We start from the raw sequence: 22,241 nt of genomic DNA, 5'->3' as shown, positions 1-22,241 counted from the left end.
GACGAAAAAGGGGGCGACCACGCGCTCCCCCGCCGGCGCTCTCACCCCTCGCCGCGCAGTCTCGCCGCCAGCGTCGCCACGTCGGCACCCGCCTCGACCAGCCGCCAGCGATCCGGCGCGCGCGTGTCGACCAGGGTCACCGCGCCGCGCGGACACACGCCGAGGCAACGCACCTCGACCACGCCGAGCGCCGCCTTGCGTTCCTTGCCCAGCCCCGGCTCGTCGCGCAGCGCCTTGGCGAGCGACCTCTTGCCCTTGCGACCGAAGCCGCCGCCCAGCTTCTTCGAGCATTTGCCGCAGACCAGCAGCGCGCCGCCCCAGCGCGCGCGGACCTCGTCCCTCACGCCTCCGCCCGCGGCTTCCAGGTGCGCGCGTCCTCGGCGGCGCGCAGCACCTCATAGGCCGCCTGGATCGCCTGGAAGCGCTTGGCCGCCTCGGCGTCGCCGGGGCGCACGTCGGGGTGGTTCGACTTGGCGAGCCGGCGCCACGCCAGCCGCACGTCGTCGAAGGACGAATCGACCTCGAGCTCCAGCACCTCGAGCGCGCGCATCTCGTCGCGCGAGCGCGTGCCGTCCCCCGGCCCCGCCCAGGCCTGGTGGCGCGACTGCTGATACCCGCCGGCGTCACGGCGCTCGTCGGCCTCGCGCGCCGCCGCTTCCTCGGCGGACAGGCCCTCGAAATAGTTCCAGCCACGATTATACTCGGCCGCGTGCGCCTGGCAGAAATACCAGCGATCGGGGCTGTTGGGCGACTTGGGCGCGGGGCAGTCGCCCGGCTCCTCGCAGCCGTGGCGGTCGCACAGCCGCACGTTCGCCGCCTCGCGGCCCGCGCCATAGCCGCGCCAGCGCGGGAAACCCCAGTCGTTCGAGCGGGTGGGAATACGTGCCATGCGCCCCGGCACATAGGGTCCGCCGCCGCGCGCGCCAAGCGAGCGCGGCGGCGAAAATGCCAGGGGGCCTGTAAGCCGGGTTCTGTCCATCCCTCTCGGGACTGGGCGACCATTCCTCTCGGCGCGCCGTCGCCGACGCGCTCCAGCGACCAACCCGGGCGGCGAGCGGGAACACGCCCCGGACGCGCGAACGCGCCCCTGCCGCCCCTATTCGGTCTTGCTCCCGGTGGGGTTTACCGTGCCACGACCGTTGCCGGCCGCGCGGTGCGCTCTTACCGCACCCTTTCACCTTGGCCCGGCCGAAGCCGTGGCCGTCTGCTCTCTGTTGCACTGTCCCTGACCGCGGGCTCGCGCCCTTGGCCGGCGGGCGTTACCCGCCACCGTCGTTCCGTGGAGCCCGGACTTTCCTCGGCACGCTCACGCGTGACGCGGCCGCCCGGCCCCCTGGCGCGGTCGCCCTAGCGGCTGCGGCGGCGCGTGGGAAGCGTCAGTCGTCGCCGCGCGGTCGCGGCAAGAGCAACGCCAGCAGGATCATGCGGCACTCGGCGTCGATCTCGCCGTCGATCAGCTCGGGGCGGAAGCGCCGCTGGAACGCCATGATCGCCGCCATCCGGTCGGTGACGTCATAGCCGAAGCGCTCGAGCGCGAGGCAGAAGGCGGGCTCGCTCCAGAACGGGTCCATCAGGTTCTTGGTCGGCCGCGGCAGCGCCAGCCGCAGCCGCGCCAGCCGGTGCCACGGGAACAGCTCGCCCGGGTCACGCTTGCGCGCGGGCGCGACGTCGGAATGGCCGACGATATTGCCGCGCGTGATCTCGTACTTGTCCTTGAGGTGCGCGACGAGGCGGATCACCGCGTCGATCTGGGGCTCGGGAAAGGCGCGATAGCCGAACTCATGCCCGGGGTTGACGATCTCGATCCCGATCGCGGCCGAGTTGACGTCGTCGACGTCGCGCCAATGCGCCTTGCCCGCGTGCCAGGCGCGTCGCTCGTCGTCGACCAGCCGGAGGATCGTGCCGTCCTCGTCGACGACATAATGGCTCGACACCTCGGCGGCGGGGTCGCGCAGCCGGGCGATCGCTTCCGCGGCGCTGCGCATCCCGGTGTAATGGAGCACGATCATCGAGATCGGCAGCGCGCGCTCGTTGTGGTTGGGGGACGGGGCCTCGACGCACTTCATCCCTGCCGCTCACCTTTCGTCCGCTCGCCCTGCGCCGCCGTCCGGATCGTCACGATCGCGACCCCCAGCATCGCCACCGCGCCCCCGGCCACCATCGGCCAGGTCAGCGGCGTGCCGAACCAATAGGATGCGGCGGCGACGCTGACCACTGGCGCGGCGAGCGTCAGCGGCGTGACGGTCGACACCGGATGGCGCTGGAGCAGCCACATCATCGAGCCATGGCCGAGCACGGTCGAGCCGATGCCCGAGAAAGCGATCGGCAGCAGCGCCGCGATCGGCGCCCGTGGCAGCGCCGCGATCGCGCCGGGCTCGACCCACCAGGAGGTCAGCCCCAGCGTCAGCGTGCCGAGCAGCCCGATCCAGGCGTAGATCGTCAGCACCGGCACGCCGACCAGCCGGCGCTGGATCAGCGAGCAGATCGCCCAGACCAGGCTGCTCGCCGCGGTCAGCGCCAGCCCCAGCCCCTCGCGCGCCGCGGCGGGATCGAACACCAGCAGGCCCACACCGGCGAAGGCGAGCAGGATACCGATCACGCGCGGCGCGTGGATCCGTTCGCGCAGCACCAGGATCGCGAGCAGCAGCGAGAAGGGCACGCCGAGCTGCCCCGCGATCGCCAGCGCGCCGACATTGTCGGACACAGCGAGGCTGAGATTGATGAAGACGTAGAACAGTCCGCCCGAGAGCACGCCCAGCGCGAGCAGCGGCACCATCTTGCCCGGCACGATCCGCAGCGCGCTGGCGCAGACCAGCAGCACGATCAGCTGGCGCAGCATGCCCGCGGTGATCGGCGGGACCAACTCCACCGCCTCCTTCACCGCGACGATGTTGAGCCCCCACAGCAGGTTCATCATCACCACCACGGCGAGATCGCGCGCGCCGAAGGCGGTGGCAGGAGGCGGAGCGGCGCTCGTCACCCGCGCCGAATCGCGGACTTAGCGCGTGGTGTAAAGCCGCTCCGCATCGTCGGGCGCGTTCACGCGCTCGTAGAAGCCGCGCGCGCGCCGGCATGGGCGCAGCTGTTCGGACTGGCCGATCACGGTCTCGCCCGCGCCGAGCAGCAGCACGCCGCTCGGCTTCAGCGCCGCGGCGAGCCGCTCCAGCACCTGTTCGCGCAGATGCGGCGCGAGATAGAACAGCACGTTGCGACACAGGATCAGGTCGAACGTGCCCGGCGGCGCGGGATCCACCACCAGATTGTGCCGGCGATAGCTGATCGCGGAGAGCAGCCGCGGCTGTGCGGCCCAGTGATTGTCGGGGGCGCTCTCGAACCATTGCATCATGCGCCGGATCGGGAGGCCGCGCTGGATCTCGAACTGGCTGTAGCTGCCCGCCCGCGCGCGCGCGATCGCGGCGGCGGACACGTCGGTGGCGACGATCTCGGGCATCGCGCCGCCCGCCTCGGCGAACAGCATCGCCAGCGACAGCGGCTCCTGCCCCGTGGCGCAGGCGGCGCACCAGACCCGTGCGGGGGCGGGCTGCTCCTGCACCAATTTGGCCGCCGACTCGATCACGCCGGCGTCGCGGAAGAAGGAGGTTTCCTGGTTGAGCAGCGAGTCGACGATTCGGTCGGCGAGCGCGTTGTCGTGACGTTCCATCAGCCTCGCCGTCAATTGCTCCACCCGGTCGAGCCCGAGCGACTGGAGCAGGGGTTTGAGGGCGGCGTCGAACCGCCAGCTGCGGCCGGCGGCGATCCGCTGCCCCGTGCGCGCCTCGAGCAGCGCGGCGAAGACCTGCGCCGAGCCGGCGTCGATCGTCACGGGCGTGGCGCCCGGCGCGGCGCTCATCGTGCGCCCCCCGCGGCGATGGCGGCGCCGATCTCGGCGGGCGACATCACGCCCTGCGCCAGCCCCGCCTTGGCGACCGCGCCGGGCATTCCCCACACCACCGAGGTCGAGCGATCCTGCACCAGGATCGTACCGCCGGCATCGCGCACCGCGCGCGCGCCTTCCAGCCCGTCGCGCCCCATGCCGCTCAGCACGATCGCGAGCAGCCGCGGGCCGTACGTGGCGGCGAGGCTGGCGAACATCGGATCGACCGAGGGCAGGTTACCGGTTGGCGCCGGGGCCTGCGACAGCCGCGTGCCCACCGTGCCGTCATGGAGCGGGTACGCCAGCAGGTGCGCGGTGCCGGGCGCGATCAGCAGCTCGCCGGCGCGAACGCGGCCATGATCCTGCGCGAGCAGGCTGGGCCGTTTGGCGGAGACGCCGACCTGCGCCGCGAAATAGGGCGAGAAGGAGGGCGGCAGATGCTGGGTGACGAAGATCGGTTGCGCCACCGCGAGCGGCACCTCGGCGAGCAGCGAGGCGAGCGCGTGGATGCCGCCGGTGGAGGCGCCGATCGCGATGGCGTCGAAGGCCGGCGCAGGTGCGGCGGCGACGCTGCGCCGCGGCGCCTCGGGCACGGCGGCCGGACCGGCGAGGACATCGAGCCGCGCCAACAGCGTCTCGCCGAAGCGGCTCGCGAACGCGCCCGCGACGGGCTTCACCAGCGTGTCGGCCGCGCCGAGCGCGAGCGCACGCATCGTCACCTCGGCGCCTTCCGCGGCGGCGCTCGACACGATCAGCACGCGCGCGCCCGCCCCTGCGGCGAGCAGGGCCGGCAGCGCGTCGATCCCGCTCTGCCGCGGCATCTCGAGGTCGAGCAGGATGAGGTCGACGCGCTCGGTCGCTAGGAAGGACAGCGCGCGCGACGCGTCCGCCACCGCCGCCGCCAGCCGGAACCGGCCGCTATGCTCGATGTACCGGCCCAGCGCCGCGCGTGCCACCGCCGAATCGTCGACGATCAGGACACGCGGCACGGCCGGGTGCGGCGGAGCGAGAGAAGATGCGATCTGCGGCATGGCAGGCATCGGCCGGGCGCGGCGGGGCGGCGGGGATCAGGCGACGCCGACGATCTGGAGCTTGCTCTGCAGCGTCTCGCGATCGAACGGCTTCATGACATATTCGTCGGCGCCGGCCTCGATCGCCGCGCGGATGTGCGCCATGCCGTTCTCGGTCGTGCAGAACACCACCTTGGGGCGCGCCGGCAGCGTCTCGTCGCCGAGCGCGCGCAGGAACTCCATCCCGCTCATCACCGGCATGTTCCAGTCGAGCAGGATGACGTCGGGGCAGGCCGCGCGGCACGCGGTGAGCGCCTCGCGCCCGTCGCCCGCCTCGGAGACGGTGAAGTCGAGCGTCTCCAGGATATGCCGGGCGACCTTGCGGATCACCTTGGAATCATCGACGATCAGGCAAGTCTTCATCGGCTGTTCCTGCAATATCGGGCGTGACATCCTTGTGCCGCGCGAGGGGTAAGTTTGACGTTAACGGCACGGGCGAAAGTGGGTCGGATCGCGACGTCATCGGGCATTGAAGCGGTGAAAGCGCGGATCCACTGAGACCCGGTCAGGCCAGCGCGCTGGCACGCGCCACCAGCCGGTCGACGTCGAGCGCGAGCAGGGTTTCCTGCTGCCCCTCGCCGATGCCGGTGACGAAGTCCCATTCGCCCGCAGTATCGAGCCCGGCCGGCGCCGCACCCAATTGGAAGGTCGAGACATCCTCCAGCGAGTCGACCGCGATCGCGTAGAGGTGGCCGTCGACGATCGTCGCCACGGCCCGTCCCCCCTCGCGCGGCTTCTCCTCGGGGCAGCGCTCGACACCCAGCAACGCGCGCACGTCGAGCACGGTGGCGACGCGGCTCCGCATCGCCGCCAGGCCGATGACCGACGCCGATGCGCCGGGCGCCGGCACGACCGCCCCGACCTCGACGACCGAATCGACCCGCTCGGCGTCGAACAAGACGCCGCAGCCACCGATCCGCGCCACCAGTTGCAGCGATCCGATCATGCGCGATGCTCCTTCAGCGCGGCGATCAGCGCGCCGCGATCATAACGGTAGAGCGGCTGGCCGCGCGTGCGACTGAGCCGCAGCGCGGGCGCGGGCGCGCTGTCCGCTTCCTCGTCGATCGCGAGCGCCACCGCGGCGCGCTCGCCCGGTGCGATCGCGCGGACGACGCGATAGCCGGCCTGCTCGATCGTCGGCTTGAGAAAGGCCTCCATCCACGCCCCCTCGCTGCCGTGAAGCAGGCAGAGCGGGCGCTCGGCGGCGACGGGCAAGGCGCCGAACAGCGCGAGCGGGTCGACCAGCTCGATCGGCTCGCCATCGATCACCGCCAGTCCCGCGATCACGCCGTGCGGGTCCGCCGCCGGGGCGAGCTCGCCCGGCAGCGGGACGATCTCCATCGCCTCCTCGACCGGATAGGCCAGTTCGAGCCCGTCCGCCTGGAGCCGCAGCACGGTACGGACCGTCTCGGCGACGACGCCCTGCCCGGCCCAGACCGGGACCGAGCGACCGTCGATCGTCAGCCAGGTGCCGCCCGCGAGCGAGCGCACCGCCCCCGCCGCGACCTTCTCGATCCGGTCCACCGCGTCCGAGACGATCAGGCGGCGCTCGCCGTCGACGTCGAGGAAGAGCAGCGCGCGCACCGCCTCCACCGCGACCGCGGCGGTGGCCTGGACCTGCACCTGTTCGAAGGTCAGCCCCGCCTTGGCGGCGATGCCGGAACAGTCGAGCAGCAGGATCGGCAGACCATCGTCGGGCAGCATCTGCCCGGCATAGATCCCCGCGCGCATGACGGCGGGCGCGGCGGGCTTCACCACCAGCTCCTGCGTGTCGCGCACGCCGTCGAGCGCCAGCGCGAACCGACCCTCGCGCAGCGACACGATGGCGAGATAGCGCGGCGGCTCGGCGGGCGCGCGATCGAGCAGGTCGCCCAGCTCGACCATCGGCAGCCGCTGGCCGCGCAGCAGCACGACCGACCCTGCGCCGACGCGATCGACCCGCACCGCGCCGCCGTCGACCGCGACGATCTCGTCGACCGACTGGCGCGGCACCGCGAAGCGCGTGCCCGCGGCATCGACCAGCACCGCGTTGAGGATGGCGAGCGTCAGCGGCACCTCGAGCGAGACGGTGAGCCCCTGCCCCGGCCGGTTGACCAGCGAGATCCGCCCGCCCGCCTGTTCGACATTGGCTTTGACCACGTCCATGCCGACGCCGCGGCCCGACAGCGCGGTGACCTCGTCGCGCGACGACAGGCCGGGCTCGAAGATCAGCCGCAGCCGCCCCTCCTCGTCGAGCCCGCGCAGTTCGGCGGCGCGCGACGGCTGGTCGCGCAGGATCTTGGCGACGAGCCGATCGGTGTCGACGCCGCGACCGTCGTCGACGATGTCGATGATGATGAGATTGCCCGCCTGACGCGCGACGACGCGCAGCTCGCCGGTGCCGGTCTTGCCCGCGAGGATGCGGTCGGCGCGGTCCTCCAGCCCATGGTCGACCGCGTTGCGGACGATATGGACCAGCGGGTCGCGCAGCAGCTCGATCATCTCGCGGTCCAGCTCGACGTCGCCGCCCTCGATCACGAGCGACACCGCTTTCCCGAGCGAGGCGGCGGAATCGCGCGCCAGCCGCGGCAGGGCCGAGAACAGCGCCTCGACGCGCTGCATGCGCGTGCGCGTGACGGTGTCGCGCAGCTCGTCGACGGACAGGCTGAGCCGCTCGAGCATGGCCTCGAGCCGGGGATCCTCGATCTGGCGCAGGTGGCGCGCGAGCTGATTGCGCGCGAGCACCATGTCCGACACGCCGCTCATCATGCGGTCGAGCAGGTCGACCGAGAGGCGGACCGAGCGCTTGTGCCCGGCGCGCTGCGCGGTGGCGGCGAGCGCGGCGGCATCGGGCAGCGCGGGGGTGGCGAGGTCGGCGGGGGTGGCGGGGGTAGCGCTGGAGGCGGCGTCGAGCGCGGCGATCAGCAGCGCCTCGCCGCCGTCGTCGAGCGACTCGCCCGCGTCGATCGCCTCGACCAGGTCGCCGATGCGATCGATGATGGCGAGGATGGCGCTGACTAAGGCGCTGTCGGGCACGCGGTCACCGCCGCGCACCGCGGCGAGCGCGTCCTCGGCGGCGTGGCTCAGCCGGGCGAGCCGCGGCAGGTCGAGGAAGCCGCAGCTGCCCTTGATCGTGTGGACGAAGCGGAAGATCGAATCGAGCCGCGCGCGATCGCTCGGATCGGCCTCCCAACCGACGATCTCACCCGAGAGCGCCTCCAGCGTCTCGCGTGTCTCGGCGATGAATTCCTGCAGCAGATCGTCCATGCGGCCCCGTCGCCTCCTGTCGGCGAGCGCGGCATGGCACGGCGGCGGTTAAAAGGGTGTTTACTGAGGGAGCGGCGGCGCGTGATCGATCACGGCGGCGACGGGGCGTTTCGAAGCGGCAGCTTGATCGACTTCGGCCGCGTTGGTCGGCGCGCCGCCGAGGAAGCCTCTTGGCTGCCGCTCCCCTGAGCTCGACCTAGCGGTTCGGCAGCGCCGCGCCGAACAGCAACGTTCCGTCCACCGCGTCGCTCACCATCACCGAGCCCCCCGCCTCGGCCGCAATCGCGTTGACCAGGAACGCCGCCGCGGCGCGCGGCGTGATCGCCTCGGCGCCCGCGCCGTCGGTGAGGGTCGCGCGCAGCTCGGGGTCGAGCACCAGCCGCGGCCCCTCGGCGCGCAGCACGATCTCGGTCGTCTCGGCGGTCTCCTCGACTCCGATCGTCACCGTGCCACCGCGCACCAGCGTATCGCCCGCGATCAGCGCGAGGTTGAGCAGCACCTTGACCGCCGCCTTGGGCAGCTCGGCCTCCTCGATCAGCCATTGCAGCTGGAGCCGCTTGTTGTCGCCGAGCAGCCCCTCGACCGCCTGGCGCGCCTCGCGCACGTCGACGCGCTCGCCGAACCCGCCCGCCGCGCCGAACGCCAGGCGGAAGAACTTGAGCTTGTTGGCCGAGACCCGCGCGCTCTCGTTGAGCAGCTCGAGGCAGCGCGCGCGCATCTCGGGATCGGTCTCGTCGTTGAGCAGCTCGAGCCCGTTGTTGAGCGCGCCGACCGGCGACAGCAGGTCGTGGCACAGGCGCGAGCACAACAGGGAAGCGAAGTCGACCGGGCTGATCGTCATGTCGGGGGATTACTCCGCGCGGGGGGCGTCGCCGCCTTGTGGCGGGTCGTCGCCGGCTCCGCAACCGTCGTCGCGCAGCGCCACCGCGTCGAAGCGGCCGTGGAGCGCGCCGTCCGCCCGCGCGCGCCACGCGGTGACCGCGCCGCCCGCGACGATGAGCCACAGACTGTTGTCGGGCGCGGCGTCGGCGGCGTCGCGCGGCGACGGGCGCGCGTCGCCGCTCGGATGCGAGTGGTAGTGGCCGAGCACCGCCGGGCCGCCCTGGCGCGCGGCGCGGTGCGCGGCCAGCAGCGCGGCGGGATCGAGCTCGAAGCGGGTCGCGGGTGTCGCCGCGACGTTGCGGCACGGCACGACCCGCTCGATCCGTTCACCGCGACCGAGCAGCAGGCCGCATATCTCATCGGCGCTCGCGCCGGCGGCAGCGACCAGTTCGTCACGCAGGTGGATTGAAATCTCGACCATCGTCGCCACATAGCACGTACCAATGGACCGGGGGGTTGCCATCATCAGCGCGACGATCGCGCCCGCCGCCGACGGCTGGCGGCTCGACCGCGCGCTCGCCGAGGCGGTGCCGACCTTGTCACGCGAGCGGCTGAAGGTGCTGATCAACGCGGGCCAGGTCACCCAAGCGGGCGCGGCGGTGCGCGATCCGGCGCGCAAGTCGCGCGCCGGCGAGGCCTATGCGGTCGCGGTCCCGGCCCCTGCCCCCGCGCACAACGAGGCGCAGGACATTCCGCTCGTGGTGGCGTTCGAGGACGATCACCTCATCGTCGTCGACAAGCCCGCCGGGCTGGTGGTTCATCCCGCCGCCGGCAATCTCGACGGCACCTTGGTCAACGCGCTGCTGCATCATTGCGACGGCTCGCTGTCGGGGATCGGCGGCGTGGCGCGACCGGGGATCGTGCATCGCATCGACAAGGACACGTCGGGGCTGATGGTCGCGGCCAAGACCGACCGCGCGCACGAGGGCCTCGCCAAGCAGTTCGCCGCGCACACGATCGACCGGCGCTACCGCGCGATCGTCAACGGCCGGCCGATGCCAGCGGCGGGCAGCGTCGACGCGCCGCTGGCGCGCTCGGCCGCCAACCGAAAGAAGGTCGCGATCGTCGCGGGCGGCAAGCGCGCGGTGACGCATTACACGCTGCTCCAGCCGCTGCGCGACGCCGCGCTGGTGGAATGCCGGCTCGAGACCGGGCGGACCCACCAGGTCCGCGTCCATATGGCGTCGCTCGGCCATGCCTTGCTGGGCGACCCGGTCTATGGTAGAACGAAACAGGCACATCGCGGCGTCTTGGAAACGCTCGGTTTCCGCCGTCAGGCCTTGCACGCCGCCCGCCTCGGGTTCATCCACCCGATCACTGGCGACGCCTTGTCGTTCGACAGTGCGATGCCGCGGGACATGCAGGAACTGTTCAGTCAGCTCATCGTATAGGTGCGAAGCGCGCATCGTCCGGCACTTGGCCGGAGATCGCCGCGTTTCCCGCCAGGAAGGGAGATCAAGGATCATGGCAGCACGCAGCAACGTCCCGGCGACGATCCCTGCGCTCGGCGGGGAGCAGAGCCTCAACCGCTATCTCGCCGAGATTAAGAAATTCCCGATCCTGGCGCCCGAGCAGGAATATATGCTCGCCAAGCGCTTCCAGGAGCATGGCGACACCGAGGCGGCGGCGCAGCTCGTCACCAGCCACCTGCGTCTCGTCGCCAAGATCGCGATGGGCTATCGCGGCTACGGCCTGCCGGTCAGCGAGCTGATCTCCGAGGGCAATATCGGCCTGATGCAGGGCGTGAAGAAGTTCGAGCCCGACCGCGGCTTCCGCCTCGCCACCTATGCGATGTGGTGGATCCGCGCCTCGATCCAGGAATTCATCCTGCGCTCGTGGAGCCTGGTGAAGATGGGCACCACCGCGGCGCAGAAGAAATTGTTCTTCAACCTGCGCCGCATGAAGGCGCGGCTCGACGCGTTCGAGGACGGCGACCTGCGCCCCGAGGACGTGCAGAAGATCGCGACCGATCTCGGCGTCACCGAGGCCGACGTGGTCAGCATGAACCGGCGCATGGCGATGGGCGGCGACACCTCGCTCAACGTCTCGATGCGCGAGGACGGCGAGGGCCAGTGGCAGGACTGGCTGCAGGACGACGCCCCGTTGCAGGACAAGGTCGTCGCCGACCAGCAGGAGGCCGACGTGCGCCACGACATGCTGGTCAACGCGATGGCCGACCTCAACGACCGCGAGAAGCACATCCTCACCGAGCGGCGTCTCACCGACGACCCCAAGACGCTGGAGGAGCTGAGCCAGGTCTATGGTGTCAGCCGCGAGCGGGTCCGCCAGATCGAGGTGCGCGCGTTCGAGAAGCTCCAGCGCGCGATGATGCGGCTGGCAGGCGAGAAGCGGCTGCTGACCGCCTGACATGCCGGCCGGCGCGGATGCGGTGATCGTCGGTGGCGGTGCCGCGGGCATCGCCGCGGCGCGCCAGCTCCACGACGCCGGGCGCGACGTGCTGCTGCTCGAGGCGGGCGACCGGCTCGGCGGGCGCGCGCACAGCCTCGCCATCGGCGACGCCGTGGTGGATCTCGGCTGCGGCTGGCTCCACTCGGCCCGGCGCAATTCCTGGACCGCGATCGCGCGCGCGCGCGGTTTTACCGTCGCCACCGACACCGCGCGCTGGGGCGAACAGTGGCGCGACCTCGGCTTCCCGCGCGCCGACCACCAGGCCGCCAACGCCGCGCGCGAGCGGATGACCGCGGCGGCGCACGCCCTTGCCACGGCGCCCGATCGCGCGCTCGGCGCCGCGGTACCGCCCGACGAGCGCTGGCGGCCGCTGCTCGACGCGATCTCGCGCTTCGCCAATGGCGCCGCGATCGACGATGTCTCGCTGCACGACTGGCTCGCCTACGAGGATGCCGCGACCGAGGACAATTGGGCCGTTCGCGAGGGCTACGGCACGCTGATCGCCGATCATGCGCGCGGGCTGCCGGTGCGGCTCGGCTGCGCGGTGACCCGGGTCGACCATCGTGGCGCGCGCATCCGCGTGGAGAGCGACGGCGGCGCGATCGAGACCGCGGCGGTGGTGATCGCCGTTCCCACCCCGATACTGGCGCGCGGCGCGATCGTGTTCGACCCGCCGCTGCCCGACAAGATCGACGCCGCGGCCACGCTGCCGCTCGGCGTCGCGGACAAGGTGATGCTGCGCGTCGACCGGCCCGACTGGCCCGCCGACACGCATCTGATGGGCAATCCTTACTCGGCCGACACCGCGAGCCACCGGCTCTCACCCTTCGGTTTTCCGGTGATCGAGAGCTTTCTCGGCGGCCCGACCGCCGACGCGCTGGAGGATAGCGACGCCGCCGCGGCCTTCGTGATCGACGAACTCGTCGCGCTGCTCGGCGGAGAGTGGCGCGCGCGGCTCCATCCGGTCACCGCGACGCGCTGGCGGCACGAACCGTGGATCGGCGGCAGCTACTCGCACGCCGCGATCGGCCACGCCGGCGCGCGCGCGGTGCTGGCGGCGCCGGTCGACGCGCGGCTTTTCTTCGCGGGCGAGGCCTGTTCGCCGCACGATTTCTCCACCGCGCACGGCGCTTTCGCGAGCGGGTCGGCCGCCGCGCGCGCGATCCTCGACCGGCGCGGCTGACCGCTCACCCGCCGCGGCGAAGCTTGTCCAGCTTCTTCAGCAACATGCCCCGCTTCAGCCGCGAGATATGGTCGATGAACAGCACGCCGTTGAGATGGTCGATCTCATGCTGCATGCAGGTCGACATCAGCCCGTCGAACTCCGCCTCGTGGCGCTCGCCAGCGGTGTCGAGCCAGGTCACGCGACAGCGCTCGGGGCGGGTCACCTCGGCGTACTGTTCGGGGATCGACAGGCAGCCCTCGTTGTAGCTCGACTGTTCCTCGCTCACCCAGCTGATCTCGGGGTTGATGAAGGCCTGGGGCGCGCGCGCCGCCTCGGGCGGCTCGCCCTCCTCCAGCTCGCGCTCCTGCAGGTCGATCACGACGATCCGTCGCAGGATGCCGACCTGGATCGCGGCGAGCCCGATCCCGCGCGCGTCGTACATCGTGTCGAACATGTCGGCGACGATGCCGCGCACCTCGTCGGTCACCTCCGCGACGGGGGCGCAGGTCTCGCGCAGCCGCGCGTCGGGTACCTCTACGATCGGAAGAATGGCCATGCGCGCGAGCTAGGGGCGCGCCGGAGAAGCGTCAAGCGAGCGCGCTCACGCCACCGGGCGCCGCGCGCGCAGCGCCTGCGCCAGCGTGCCCTCGTCGAGATAGTCGAGCTCGCCGCCGACCGGCAGGCCGTGCGCCAGCTGGGTGAGCCGCACCGGGAAGCGCTCGAGCCGCTCGGCGAGATAATGCGCGGTGGTCTGGCCCTCGAGCGTCGCGTTCATCGCCAGCACCACCTCGTCCACTCCGCCGCCCGCGACGCGCGCGAGCAGCGGCTCGATCGACAGGTCCTCGGGGCGCACGCCCTCCAGCGCGGAGAGCCGCCCGCCGAGCACGTGGAAGCGCCCCGGGAACAGCCGCGACCGCTCCAGCGCCCAGAGATCGGCCACGTCCTCGACGACGCAGAGTGAGCGGTCGTCGCGGCGGGGGTCGGCGCAGATCGCGCACGGGTCGGTGGTGTCGACGTTGCCGCAGGTCGAGCAGGTCGACAGCCGCTCCTCCACCGCCACCAGCGCCGAGCGCAGCGGCACCAGCGCGCCCTCGCGCTTCTTGACGAGGTGGAGCACCGCGCGGCGCGCCGAGCGCGGCCCGAAACCGGGGAGCCGCGCCAGCGCGTTGGTCAGCGCCTCGATCTCGGGGGAAGCCATGCGGAACAGATAGGGGGTTGCGTCGCGCCGCGCCAGCGTGTCGAGAGCTGGCGCCATGCGGATCATCTTCATGGGAACCCCCGAGTTCGCGGTGCCGACGCTCGACGCTGTGGTGGCCGCCGGGCACGACATCGCCGCGGTGTACAGCCAGCCGCCGCGCCCCGGCGGGCGACGCGGCCGCGAGCTGGTCGCGTCGCCGGTGCAGCGCCGCGCCGAGGCGCTCGGACTGGCGGTCCGGACCCCGGTGACGCTGCGCGACGCGGGCGCGCAGGTCGACTTCGCGGCGCTGAACGCCGACGTGGCGGTGGTCGCCGCCTATGGCCTTATCCTGCCGCGCGCGGTGCTCGACGCAGCCCGGCTCGGCTGCCTCAACGTCCACGGCTCGCTGCTGCCGCGCTGGCGCGGCGCGGCGCCGGTGCAGCGCGCGATCCTGGCCGGCGACGCCCAGACCGGCGTGGGCATCATGCAGATGGAGGCGGGGCTCGACACCGGGCCGGTGCGGATCGAGGGGCGCACGCCCTGTGCGGGCAAGAGCGCGGGCCAGCTCACCGCCGAGCTCGCCGCGATGGGCGCGCGGCTGATGGTGCAGGTGCTCGCCGACCCCGCCGCCTACCCGCCGCGGCCGCAGCCCGAGGAGGGCGTCACCTACGCCGCCAAGATCAGCAAGGAGGAGGCGCGGCTCGACTTCACCGCGCCCGCCGCCCAGGTCGAGCGTCAGATACTCGCCTTCGATCCCGCGCCGGGCGCCTTCGTCGAGCACGAAGGCGAGCGGATCAAGGTGCGCGCCGCGCGCGTCGAGGACGGGGCCGGCGCGCCGGGCGAGGTGCTCGACGACACGCTACTGGTGGCCTGCGGCAGCGGCGCGATCCGGCTGTTGCGGGTGCAGCGCGCCGGGCGCGGCGAGATGGACGCGGGCGAGCTGCTGCGCGGCTTCGCGCTGCCGCCGGGCACGAGGCTGTGACCCGGTACGCGCTCACCGTCGAGTTCGACGGGCGGCCGTTCATGGGCTGGCAGCGGCAGGCGCACGGCCCGAGCGTGCAACAGGCGATCGAGGAGGCGGCGCACGCGGTCACGGGCGAGACAGTGGTGGTCCACGCCGCCGGCCGCACCGACGCGGGCGTCCACGCCACCGCGATGCGCGCGCATCTCGACGTCGCCAAGCCGCTCACCGCCTTTCGCCTCGGCGAGGCGCTCAACGCGCGACTGCGGCCCGCGCCGGTCGCGGTCACCGCGTGCGAGGCGGTGGCGGACGACTGGCACGCGCGCTTCTCCTGCCTGGGCCGCGCATACAGCTACCGGATCGTCAATCGCCGCGCGCCGCTGACGCTGGAGCGCGGCCTCGCGTGGCAGGTGACCCAGCCGCTCGACGCCGAGGCGATGCACGCGGCAGCGCAACGGCTGGTCGGGCAGCATGATTTCACCACCTTCCGCTCGGCGCACTGCCAGTCGGCCAGCCCGGTCAAGACGCTCGACTCGATCGCGGTGGCTCGCGACGGCGACCGGCTCGCGGTGGACGTGGCGGCGCGGTCGTTCCTCCACCATCAGGTGCGGTCGATGGTGGGCTGCCTCGCGCTGGTCGGGCTCGGGCGGTGGAGCGCGGACGATCTGGGGGATGCCTTGCGGGCAGCGGATCGCGCGCGGCTCGGGCTCAATGCGCCGCCGGACGGGCTGTATTTCGTCGGGGCGCGCTATCCGGCTTGAGCGGCGCTAGGATGGTTCACGCGAAGACGCGAAGACGCGAAGGATGACCGCGCGAGCGTGGTCTGACACGGCGCCGACGTCGGGCGCTCCGCCTCGCGGGGATCGTCGCGACGATCGCTTCTGTGCTCTTGCGGACACAGGAGCACAGGGTTGCACGCCCTGCGAGGTGTTGCTCTGCTTGGCCCTGAATTCCGGCGTTCGCCGGAACACGGTGGCTAGGTCCTCAAGTTGAGCAACTCCGCAACGATCTGCTCGTGGAGAGAGCGAAATTTCACGCGGAGGCGCGGAGGCGCGGAGGCGCAGAGGGACTGAGCGCCCAAACCTATAGCCCCGAGGCTCGTGAGCGAGCCTCACGCTTGAGCGCTCCTGGCCATTAGACGGCGCAGGTGGATGATTGACGCTTCGCGTCTTCGCGTCTTCGCGTGAACCCTCTTCCATCCCGGAAGGCAATTGGAGACCGCCAACCTCCGCCCGCCGGAGCGTCTTCTCTGCGCCTCCGCGCCTCCGCGCCTCCGCGTGAACCCCTATCCCACGCCGCGGCGGGAGTGCGGTCACCCCTCCCGCGACAGCCGTGCCGCGAGCTCGACATGGGTCGACCAGCGGAACTGCCCCACCGGCTGCACCCAGTCGAGCCGATAGCCGACCTCGACCATCTCCTTAGCATCACGTGCGAAGCTACTCGGATTACACGAGATATACGCCACCACCGGCACCTTGCTCGCGGCCAGCTGCGCGGCCTGCTCGCGCGCGCCGGCGCGCGGCGGGTCGAGCACCACCGCGTCGAACCGGTCGAGCTCGGTCGCGGTGAGCGGGCGGCGGTACAGATCGCGATGCTCGGTGAAGACCGGCAGCCCCGCCCGCCCCGCCGCCGCCTTGAGCGCCAGCAGCGCGTCGCGCCCGCCCTCCGCCGCATAGACCCGCGCGGGCAGCGCCAGCGCGAAGGTGCCGAGCCCCGCGAACAGGTCCGCCACGGTGCGCGGCGCACCCATCGCCTCGCGCGCGGCCGCGACCAGCGCCGCCTCGCCCTCGCGCGTCGCCTGAAGGAAGGCGCCGGGCGGCAGCGGCACCGCGACGCCGCCGAGCGTCACCGTCGCGGGCTCGGGCTCCCAGCGCGTCTCCGCGCCGAGCCCGTCGTCGAACGCCACGCGTGCGACGCCGTGCGCCTGGGCGAAGGCGGTGATCGACTCGTGGTGCTGCAATCCCTCGGGCGCGACACCGGTGATCAGCACGTCCGGCCCCTGGTCGGCCAGCGCGAGATGCACGTCGAGCCGCCGCTTCGCCCTGAACGAGGCGAGCAGCCGCTTGAGCGGCTTGACCAGCGCGAACAGCTCGGGCGCGAGCACGTGGCATTCCTGCAAATCGACGAGCTGGTGGCTCTTCTCCGCGCTGAAACCGAGCCGCCCCGACGGCTCGAAGTGGAGCGTCGCACGCCGCCGTGTCCGCGGCGGCGACAGCAGCGGCGCGCGGATCGGCGCGACGAGTCCCTGCGCCGCCAGCGCCGACTCGACCCGCTCGGTGATGAAGCCCGCCCAGCTCGGATCGTCGAGATGCTGGAGCTGGCAGCCGCCGCAGGTCGGGAAATGCCGGCACGGCGGCACCTGGTGGTGCGGGCCGGGCAGGACGCTGCCGTCGTCCGCCAGCGTGTCGCCCGGCGCGGCGAAGGCGGCGTACCGCCCGTCGGCGGTGACGCCGTCGCCGCGACCGGCGACCTTGACGATGAGGCTCACGCGCGCGTCTCCCGGATCGCCGCGGCGAGCGCGGGGGCGAGCGCCTCGGCGAGATCGTCGGCGATGAAGCCGGCGCCGAGCTGGCGCGCCGCCGCGGCGTGCAGCCACACGCCCGCCGCCGCCGCGTCGAGCGGGTCGCCATCACCCGCGACCCGCGCCGCGATCGCGCCCGCCAGCACGTCGCCGCTGCCCGCGGTGGAGAGCCAGCTGCTCGCCTCGCCCGCGAGCAGGGCACGGCCGTCGGGCGCGGCGATCACGGTGTCGGGGCCTTTGTAGACGACGACGGCCCCGGCGCGCTCCGCCGCTTCGCGCGCGGCGGCGAGCTTGGAGCCGCGGGCCTCGCCGAACAGCGCGTGAAACTCGCCCGCGTGCGGCGTGAGCACGATCGTGCCGCCGCGCGCGCGCAGCCGCTCGGGCGTGACGAGGTGGAGCGCGTCGCCGTCGATCAGCAGCGCGCGGTCGCTCGCCAGCGCGCGCTCGAGCAGCTCGCGCGCGTGATCGTCGCGGCCGAGCCCGGGGCCGACCACCAGCGCGCCGATGCGCGTGTCGGCGAGCGGGTCGTCGCGCTCGATCGAGCGGCGCACCAGCGCGTGCGGCGCCTGCGGGATAGTCGCGCCGAGCAGCGTGACATAGCCTGCCCCCGCCCGCATCGCGGCGCGCACGGCGAGCTCCCCCGCACCCGCCATCCGCCCCTTGATCACCGCGATCATGCCGCGGCTGAACTTGTGGCTGTCGACCGGCGGCGGGGCCAGCGCGGGTGCGGCGAGCGCGCGCGTGGTCCCCTCGATCGCGATGCCGAGCGGCAGCACGCGCACCGATCCGCAGCGCGCGGCGGCGGGCTGGAGCAGATGCGACGGCTTGGCCGCGCCCAGCGCGAGCGTGACATGGAAGGCCGGCACCTCGCCGAGCAGAGCGCCGTCGTCGCTCGCCGTCCCGCTGGGGAGGTCCACCGCGATCGCCAGCGTCGCCGCCGCGACGAGCCGCGCCAGCGCGGCGGCGTCCGCCGGCTCGATCGCGCGGCTCAACCCGGTGCCGTAGAGCGCATCGACCAGCACAGGTGCGGCCTTGGCCTCGGCGAGCGGCTCGACCGCCGCGCCCCAGGCATCGCGGGCGGCACGAGCGGCGGCGCCACGCGGCGCGCTCGCGGCAGCGACGCGCACGTGGCGCCCGAGCGCACGCAGCCGCGCCGCGGCGAGATAGCCGTCACCCCCGTTGTTGCCGGGGCCGCAGATCACCAGCACCGCGTGCGCGCCCGCGAGACGATGCACCGCATCGCCGATCGCGCGCCCGGCGCGCTGCATCAGCGACTCGACACTGTCCCCCGCGGCGATCGCCGCCTGCTCGGCGGCGCGCATCGCGGCGGCCTCCAGCACGATCGTGCCGTCGAGCGGCGTCATGGCGTCCTAGATCCCTCGCTTGTTCCGGGCGGGCGTCGGTCGCGCCGACGCGGGCGTGCCGTCAGAGCCGCAAGCGGGGCCGCGTGTCAATGCGGGCGGTCGCGCCGATCGCGAGAAAGTCGTCGCATCCCCGGCGGATCCGGCCGGACCTGCGCTAGCCGTCGGTCACGCTCCCGCGCCGGCGGCGGTCACGCGACCGCTGCGCTCCAGCTTGCCCCAGCCGACCAGCCAGCCGCCGATCGCCGCCGCGATCGCGCGCAGCACGACACCGTACATGATCTGGCGATAGACCAGCCGCTGTGCCACGAGCAGATGCGCGGGATAGCGGACGCGATGGCCGTCGAGCCGATAGGCGAGCCAGCCGCACAGCACGTCGATCGCGGTGAAGTCGAGCCAATAGACCCCCATGCGCGCGACATCGCCGCTGGTCTGCGCCCAGCCGTGCTGCACCACGCGCAGCGCGGTTCCCGCGATCGAGACGAGCAAGGCGAGATCGATCAGCGGCGAGATCGCGGCGAAGGCGATCTGGAACAGCCACGCTTGCGGCAGCCCCACCAAGGCGAGCCCCGAGGGCTTGCGCGTCCGCAGCACCGCGCGATGCTTCCACAGGCATTGCAAAGTACCGAACGCCCAGCGGAAGCGCTGCTTGGCGAGCGCGCGGAAGCTCTCCGGCGCCTCGGTCCACGCCACCGCGCTGGGATCGTACGTCACGCGCCAGCCCGCGCGCTGGATCGCGATGGTGAGGTCCTGGTCCTCGGCCAGCGTGTCCTCGGGATAGCCGCCGACCGCGTCGAGCGCCGCGCGCCGCCACGCGCCGACCGCCCCGGGTACCACCGTCATCGCGTCGAAGCCGGCGAGCGCGCGCCGCTCCAGATTCTGAGCGGTGATATATTCCACCGCCTGCCAGCGCGTGACCAGATTGACGCGATTGCCCACCCGCGCGTCACCCGCGACCGCGCCGATCCGCGGGTCGGCGAACCAGCGCGCGAGGCGGCGGATCGTCGCGGGCTCGAACTGCGTGTCGGCGTCGAGCGCGATCACGACCTCGCCCGTGGCCACCAACAGCGCGCGGTTGAGCGCGGACGCCTTGCCGCCGTTGGCGAGCGTCAGCAAGCGCACGCGCGGGTCGGCGGCGAAGGCGGCCTCGACCACCGCGCTGGTGGCGTCGGTCGAGCCATCGTCGGCGACGATCACCTCGAGCTGGGGATAGTCGCTGGCGAGCACGCGCTCGATCGAGGCGACGATGACGCGCTCCTCGTTATAGGCCGGGATCACCACCGAGACGCTCGGCGCGAACACGGGCGGCTCGGGGCGGCGCCGCCGCGCCTGCGCCCAGGCAAGCCCCGCCATCAGCACCGCGCGCGCGATCCCGAGCGAGATGGCGAGATAGAAGAGCCAGGTCAGGGTCGCCGCCAGCGCGGCGAGCACCACGAACACCGCGACGTCGGTGCGCACCGCCCATAGGTCTCCCTCCGCGACCAGGGGCATCGCCTGCGCCGGGGTGGCACCGACGAGCTGCGAGGCCGTGACGAACGTATAACCCTCGGCGCGGAGCCGCGCGATGATCCGCGGCAGGGCCGCCACCGTCTCGGACCGATCGCCGCCGCCATCGTGGAGCAGGATCACGTTGCCCGACTTCTCGGGGGTGGCGGCGTGGACCTGATCGAGCACCTGCTGGACGATCGCGTCCGCGCCCGGACGCTGCCAGTCATTGGGATCGACGTGGAGCCCGACGATCGTATAGCCCGCGCGCTGCGCCTGGAGCGCTGGCTCCAGCTCGTCCGCGGTGGTCGGCTCGGCGTCGCCGAAATACGGCGCGCGGAACAACGTCATCGAGCGCCCGGTATAGGCCTGGACCAGTCGCTGCGTCGCGTTCAGCTCCAGCGCGGTCTCGCGCGGGCCGAGCCGCGCCATATTGGGGTGGGTGTAGCTGTGATTGCCGATCTCGCCGCCGTCGCGGACGATGCGGTTGAGCAGCGCGGGATGCTGGAGCGCGTTGCCGCCGATCACGAAGAAGGTCGCGGGGACGTGCGCCGCCTCGAGCACGTCGAGGATGCGCGGCGTCCAGGTCGCGTCGGGGCCGTCGTCGAACGTCAGTGCCAGCTTCCTCGGATCGGCCGCGCCGGCGCGGCGGACGACATACGGTGTCGGCAGCGCGTCATAGCGCTCGCGGCGGATCAATCCCTGGCGGTCGGCGAACAGGGTGCGCTGACCGGGGGTCGGCGTCGCGGTGATCCGCAGGATCTCACCCGACCCCTCGATATCGGTGTTGAGCAGCGCGGTCGGCCGGCGCAGGTCGGGGCGGCCGCCGGTGCGCATCGCGACGAGGTCGGCCCAGAAACCCTGATCCTCGCTGCCCAGCCGCCACAGCGCGACGCTCCCGATGCCGAGCTGGCGCAGCACCTGCATCTCGTTCCAGCTCGTCGCGGCGTCGAGCATCCACACGGTGTGACGCTGCCCGTCCTCGTCATAGGCGAAGCTGGCGTTGCCGCTGGCGGGATCGAAGCCGATCGGCGCCTCGCTGTCGTGCGCGGCGAGCCAGGCCTCCTCGATCGACAGCGCGTCGGTGGCATCGCCGTGCCAGTCATAGGCGTAGCTGCCGAGCGCCACCACCAGCCGGTCCGCGGGGACGATCCGCCGCGCCGCCTCGACCTCGCGGATGAACCAGTCCTGCGCCGCGATCGGACCGGGGGTGCCGCCCTCCCAATGCTGGTCATAGGCCATCAGGATGATCTTGTCGGTCGCTTGCGCGATCGCCGCGATCGGCCAGCTATCGTCCTCGGCCGGGGCGGTCACCGCGAGCACGGTGCCGCGCGGCATCGCGGCATGGAGCGTGCGCAGGAACTGGAGGTAGGATGGCATCGCGCCCGCGGGCAATGCCTCGAAGTCCATCACCAGCCCGCCGACGCGCCGCTGTGCGACATAAGCGGCGAGGCGACGTGCCGTGTCGGCGCGCGCGCGCGGGTCGGCGAGCAGCGCGGCGCTGCCCTTGCCGTCCCACTCGCTGTCGCCGAAATTCTGCACCATGGGCAAGACCTTGGGGGCATGCGACAGCGCCGCTAGGGTGCGGTCGAACGGCGCGTCATGCTCGACGGTGATGCGATGCTGCGGGCCGGCGACGCTGATCAGCGCGGGCACCACCCAGTCGAGCGCCGCGGCGTTGCGGCGGAAGGACGCGAGGCTGTCGTCGTTCCCGGGCACGTAGAAGGCGATGCTGAGCGCGGGGTTGGCGACCTTGCCCGCGGGGGCGCGACGATGCGGCAGCCAGGCGGCGAGCCCGTGGCGCCGTTGCTCGCCGCGCGCGGCGGCGGCATGCGCGCGCGGCAGCGGCAGGCGCAGGTCGACGCCGCGCGGCACCGCCACCAGGGTCGTCGCGAAGGCGATCGCGGCCAGCACCACCGCCACCAGCAGCGCCGCGATCACCCGCTTGGAGTGGCGGCTGCGGCGCCCGGTGGGATCGAAGAAGACGGGGGCGGACATGGGCGAGCCTTCGCAACGGCGCCGATGGGCGCCCGGTGATGATCGGACCCGGCTAGTCGATCGCGGATAAGCGCCGCGTGGGCCGTGGCTTA

Annotated in this window: 21 protein-coding genes and 1 other RNA gene; 5 read left to right on the top strand and 17 right to left on the bottom strand. The window is 72.6% G+C overall.

Annotated elements, in window-relative coordinates:
- Positions 1-41 precede the first annotated feature (41 nt).
- From EV292_RS01895 to EV292_RS01840, 12 genes are all read right to left on the bottom strand, one after another.
- Positions 42-344, bottom strand: coding sequence for a (2Fe-2S) ferredoxin domain-containing protein (locus EV292_RS01895; protein WP_207913315.1), 303 nt, complete (start codon positions 342-344; stop codon positions 42-44).
- The gene (locus EV292_RS01890) at positions 341-889 is read right to left on the bottom strand and encodes a J domain-containing protein (protein WP_132907483.1); all 549 of its coding nucleotides are present in this window, start codon (positions 887-889) and stop codon (positions 341-343) included. Before EV292_RS01890 ends, EV292_RS01895 begins: the two co-directional genes overlap by 4 nt.
- Before the next feature lie 55 nt (positions 890-944).
- An RNA gene (gene rnpB, locus EV292_RS01885) (RNase P RNA component class A) lies at positions 945-1,337 on the bottom strand.
- Between the two features lie 39 nt (positions 1,338-1,376).
- Complete coding sequence (locus tag EV292_RS01880; RefSeq protein ID WP_132907482.1) at positions 1,377-2,066, bottom strand: N-acetylmuramoyl-L-alanine amidase; 690 nt, start codon at positions 2,064-2,066, stop codon at positions 1,377-1,379.
- On the bottom strand, positions 2,063-2,980 hold the full coding sequence (locus EV292_RS01875; protein ID WP_243693555.1) for a DMT family transporter: 918 nt from the start codon (positions 2,978-2,980) through the stop codon (positions 2,063-2,065). Before EV292_RS01875 ends, EV292_RS01880 begins: the two co-directional genes overlap by 4 nt.
- An 18-nt stretch (positions 2,981-2,998) precedes the next feature.
- Positions 2,999-3,850 carry a protein-glutamate O-methyltransferase CheR gene (locus EV292_RS01870; protein ID WP_132907481.1) on the bottom strand — a complete coding sequence of 284 codons (852 nt, stop codon included), beginning with the start codon at positions 3,848-3,850 and terminating at the stop codon, positions 2,999-3,001.
- On the bottom strand, positions 3,847-4,863 hold the full coding sequence (locus tag EV292_RS01865) for a chemotaxis protein CheB (protein ID WP_243693554.1): 1,017 nt from the start codon (positions 4,861-4,863) through the stop codon (positions 3,847-3,849). The genes EV292_RS01870 and EV292_RS01865 overlap by 4 nt, the downstream gene beginning before the upstream one ends.
- Positions 4,864-4,941: 78 nt before the next feature.
- Positions 4,942-5,307, bottom strand: coding sequence for a response regulator (locus EV292_RS01860; protein ID WP_132907479.1), 366 nt, complete (start codon positions 5,305-5,307; stop codon positions 4,942-4,944).
- A gap of 142 nt (positions 5,308-5,449) precedes the next feature.
- A complete protein-coding gene (locus tag EV292_RS01855) occupies positions 5,450-5,890 on the bottom strand; it encodes a chemotaxis protein CheW (protein WP_132907478.1) in 441 nt (146 codons plus the stop codon).
- Positions 5,887-8,190 carry a chemotaxis protein CheW gene (locus EV292_RS01850; protein ID WP_132907477.1) on the bottom strand — a complete coding sequence of 768 codons (2,304 nt, stop codon included), beginning with the start codon at positions 8,188-8,190 and terminating at the stop codon, positions 5,887-5,889. Before EV292_RS01850 ends, EV292_RS01855 begins: the two co-directional genes overlap by 4 nt.
- Positions 8,191-8,386: 196 nt before the next feature.
- Complete coding sequence (locus tag EV292_RS01845; RefSeq protein WP_132907476.1) at positions 8,387-9,031, bottom strand: histidine phosphotransferase family protein; 645 nt, start codon at positions 9,029-9,031, stop codon at positions 8,387-8,389.
- 9 nt (positions 9,032-9,040) lie between these two features.
- On the bottom strand, positions 9,041-9,493 hold the full coding sequence (locus EV292_RS01840; RefSeq protein ID WP_132907475.1) for a M67 family metallopeptidase: 453 nt from the start codon (positions 9,491-9,493) through the stop codon (positions 9,041-9,043).
- Between the two features lie 22 nt (positions 9,494-9,515).
- Between EV292_RS01840 and EV292_RS01835 the strand changes: the two genes are divergently transcribed.
- The 3 genes from EV292_RS01835 (at position 9,516) to EV292_RS01825 (ending at position 12,664) form a co-directional block, all read left to right on the top strand.
- Entirely contained in the window at positions 9,516-10,463 is a 948-nt protein-coding gene (locus EV292_RS01835; RefSeq protein WP_132907474.1) for an RluA family pseudouridine synthase, read from the top strand.
- Positions 10,464-10,536: 73 nt separating this feature from the next.
- The gene (rpoH, locus tag EV292_RS01830; protein WP_132907473.1) at positions 10,537-11,439 is read left to right on the top strand and encodes an RNA polymerase sigma factor RpoH; all 903 of its coding nucleotides are present in this window, start codon (positions 10,537-10,539) and stop codon (positions 11,437-11,439) included.
- 1 nt (position 11,440) lies between these two features.
- Positions 11,441-12,664: an NAD(P)/FAD-dependent oxidoreductase gene (locus EV292_RS01825; protein WP_132907472.1), complete on the top strand. Its 1,224-nt coding sequence runs from the start codon at positions 11,441-11,443 to the stop codon at positions 12,662-12,664.
- Positions 12,665-12,668: 4 nt separating this feature from the next.
- Here EV292_RS01825 and def read toward each other — a convergent pair whose 3' ends face one another.
- Positions 12,669-13,202, bottom strand: a complete 534-nt coding sequence (gene def / locus EV292_RS01820; RefSeq protein ID WP_132907471.1) for a peptide deformylase — start codon at positions 13,200-13,202, stop codon at positions 12,669-12,671.
- Between the two features lie 45 nt (positions 13,203-13,247).
- Entirely contained in the window at positions 13,248-13,844 is a 597-nt protein-coding gene (gene recR / locus EV292_RS01815) for a recombination mediator RecR (RefSeq protein WP_132908134.1), read from the bottom strand.
- 55 nt (positions 13,845-13,899) lie between these two features.
- On the opposite strand from recR, the gene fmt reads away from it, so the two are divergent.
- Entirely contained in the window at positions 13,900-14,805 is a 906-nt protein-coding gene (gene fmt / locus EV292_RS01810; protein ID WP_132907470.1) for a methionyl-tRNA formyltransferase, read from the top strand.
- Entirely contained in the window at positions 14,802-15,545 is a 744-nt protein-coding gene (gene truA / locus EV292_RS01805) for a tRNA pseudouridine(38-40) synthase TruA (RefSeq protein ID WP_132907469.1), read from the top strand. Before fmt ends, truA begins: the two co-directional genes overlap by 4 nt.
- Positions 15,546-16,096: 551 nt before the next feature.
- Here truA and EV292_RS01800 read toward each other — a convergent pair.
- The 3 genes from EV292_RS01800 to EV292_RS01790 all read right to left on the bottom strand — a co-directional run bounded on the left by EV292_RS01800 (position 16,097) and on the right by EV292_RS01790 (position 22,149).
- Positions 16,097-17,272 carry a class I SAM-dependent RNA methyltransferase gene (locus EV292_RS01800; RefSeq protein ID WP_132907468.1) on the bottom strand — a complete coding sequence of 392 codons (1,176 nt, stop codon included), beginning with the start codon at positions 17,270-17,272 and terminating at the stop codon, positions 16,097-16,099.
- Positions 17,269-18,669, bottom strand: a complete 1,401-nt coding sequence (locus tag EV292_RS01795) for an NAD(P)H-hydrate dehydratase (protein WP_132907467.1) — start codon at positions 18,667-18,669, stop codon at positions 17,269-17,271. The genes EV292_RS01800 and EV292_RS01795 overlap by 4 nt, the downstream gene beginning before the upstream one ends.
- A 165-nt stretch (positions 18,670-18,834) precedes the next feature.
- A complete protein-coding gene (locus EV292_RS01790) occupies positions 18,835-22,149 on the bottom strand; it encodes a glycosyltransferase (protein ID WP_132907466.1) in 3,315 nt (1,104 codons plus the stop codon).
- Positions 22,150-22,241 lie beyond the last annotated feature (92 nt).

Source organism: Sphingomonas sp. BK235 (assembly GCF_004345855.1).
Classification (GTDB): domain Bacteria; phylum Pseudomonadota; class Alphaproteobacteria; order Sphingomonadales; family Sphingomonadaceae; genus Sphingomonas.
Note: the sequence above shows the minus strand (reverse complement) of the source record. Positions and strands in the feature narration are given on the sequence as shown.

Coding starts and splice junctions, on each gene's coding strand:
- EV292_RS01890 (WP_132907483.1), bottom strand. CDS start 889: ATGGCACGTATTCCCACCCGCTCGAACGACTGGGGTTTCCCGCGCTGG.
- EV292_RS01880 (WP_132907482.1), bottom strand. CDS start 2,066: ATGAAGTGCGTCGAGGCCCCGTCCCCCAACCACAACGAGCGCGCGCTG.
- EV292_RS01870 (WP_132907481.1), bottom strand. CDS start 3,850: ATGAGCGCCGCGCCGGGCGCCACGCCCGTGACGATCGACGCCGGCTCG.
- EV292_RS01860 (WP_132907479.1), bottom strand. CDS start 5,307: ATGAAGACTTGCCTGATCGTCGATGATTCCAAGGTGATCCGCAAGGTC.
- EV292_RS01855 (WP_132907478.1), bottom strand. CDS start 5,890: ATGATCGGATCGCTGCAACTGGTGGCGCGGATCGGTGGCTGCGGCGTC.
- EV292_RS01850 (WP_132907477.1), bottom strand. CDS start 8,190: ATGGACGATCTGCTGCAGGAATTCATCGCCGAGACACGCGAGACGCTG.
- EV292_RS01845 (WP_132907476.1), bottom strand. CDS start 9,031: ATGACGATCAGCCCGGTCGACTTCGCTTCCCTGTTGTGCTCGCGCCTG.
- EV292_RS01840 (WP_132907475.1), bottom strand. CDS start 9,493: ATGGTCGAGATTTCAATCCACCTGCGTGACGAACTGGTCGCTGCCGCC.
- EV292_RS01835 (WP_132907474.1), top strand. CDS start 9,516: ATGGACCGGGGGGTTGCCATCATCAGCGCGACGATCGCGCCCGCCGCC.
- rpoH (WP_132907473.1), top strand. CDS start 10,537: ATGGCAGCACGCAGCAACGTCCCGGCGACGATCCCTGCGCTCGGCGGG.
- EV292_RS01825 (WP_132907472.1), top strand. CDS start 11,441: ATGCCGGCCGGCGCGGATGCGGTGATCGTCGGTGGCGGTGCCGCGGGC.
- def (WP_132907471.1), bottom strand. CDS start 13,202: ATGGCCATTCTTCCGATCGTAGAGGTACCCGACGCGCGGCTGCGCGAG.
- recR (WP_132908134.1), bottom strand. CDS start 13,844: ATGGCTTCCCCCGAGATCGAGGCGCTGACCAACGCGCTGGCGCGGCTC.
- fmt (WP_132907470.1), top strand. CDS start 13,900: ATGCGGATCATCTTCATGGGAACCCCCGAGTTCGCGGTGCCGACGCTC.
- EV292_RS01795 (WP_132907467.1), bottom strand. CDS start 18,669: ATGACGCCGCTCGACGGCACGATCGTGCTGGAGGCCGCCGCGATGCGC.
- EV292_RS01790 (WP_132907466.1), bottom strand. CDS start 22,149: ATGTCCGCCCCCGTCTTCTTCGATCCCACCGGGCGCCGCAGCCGCCAC.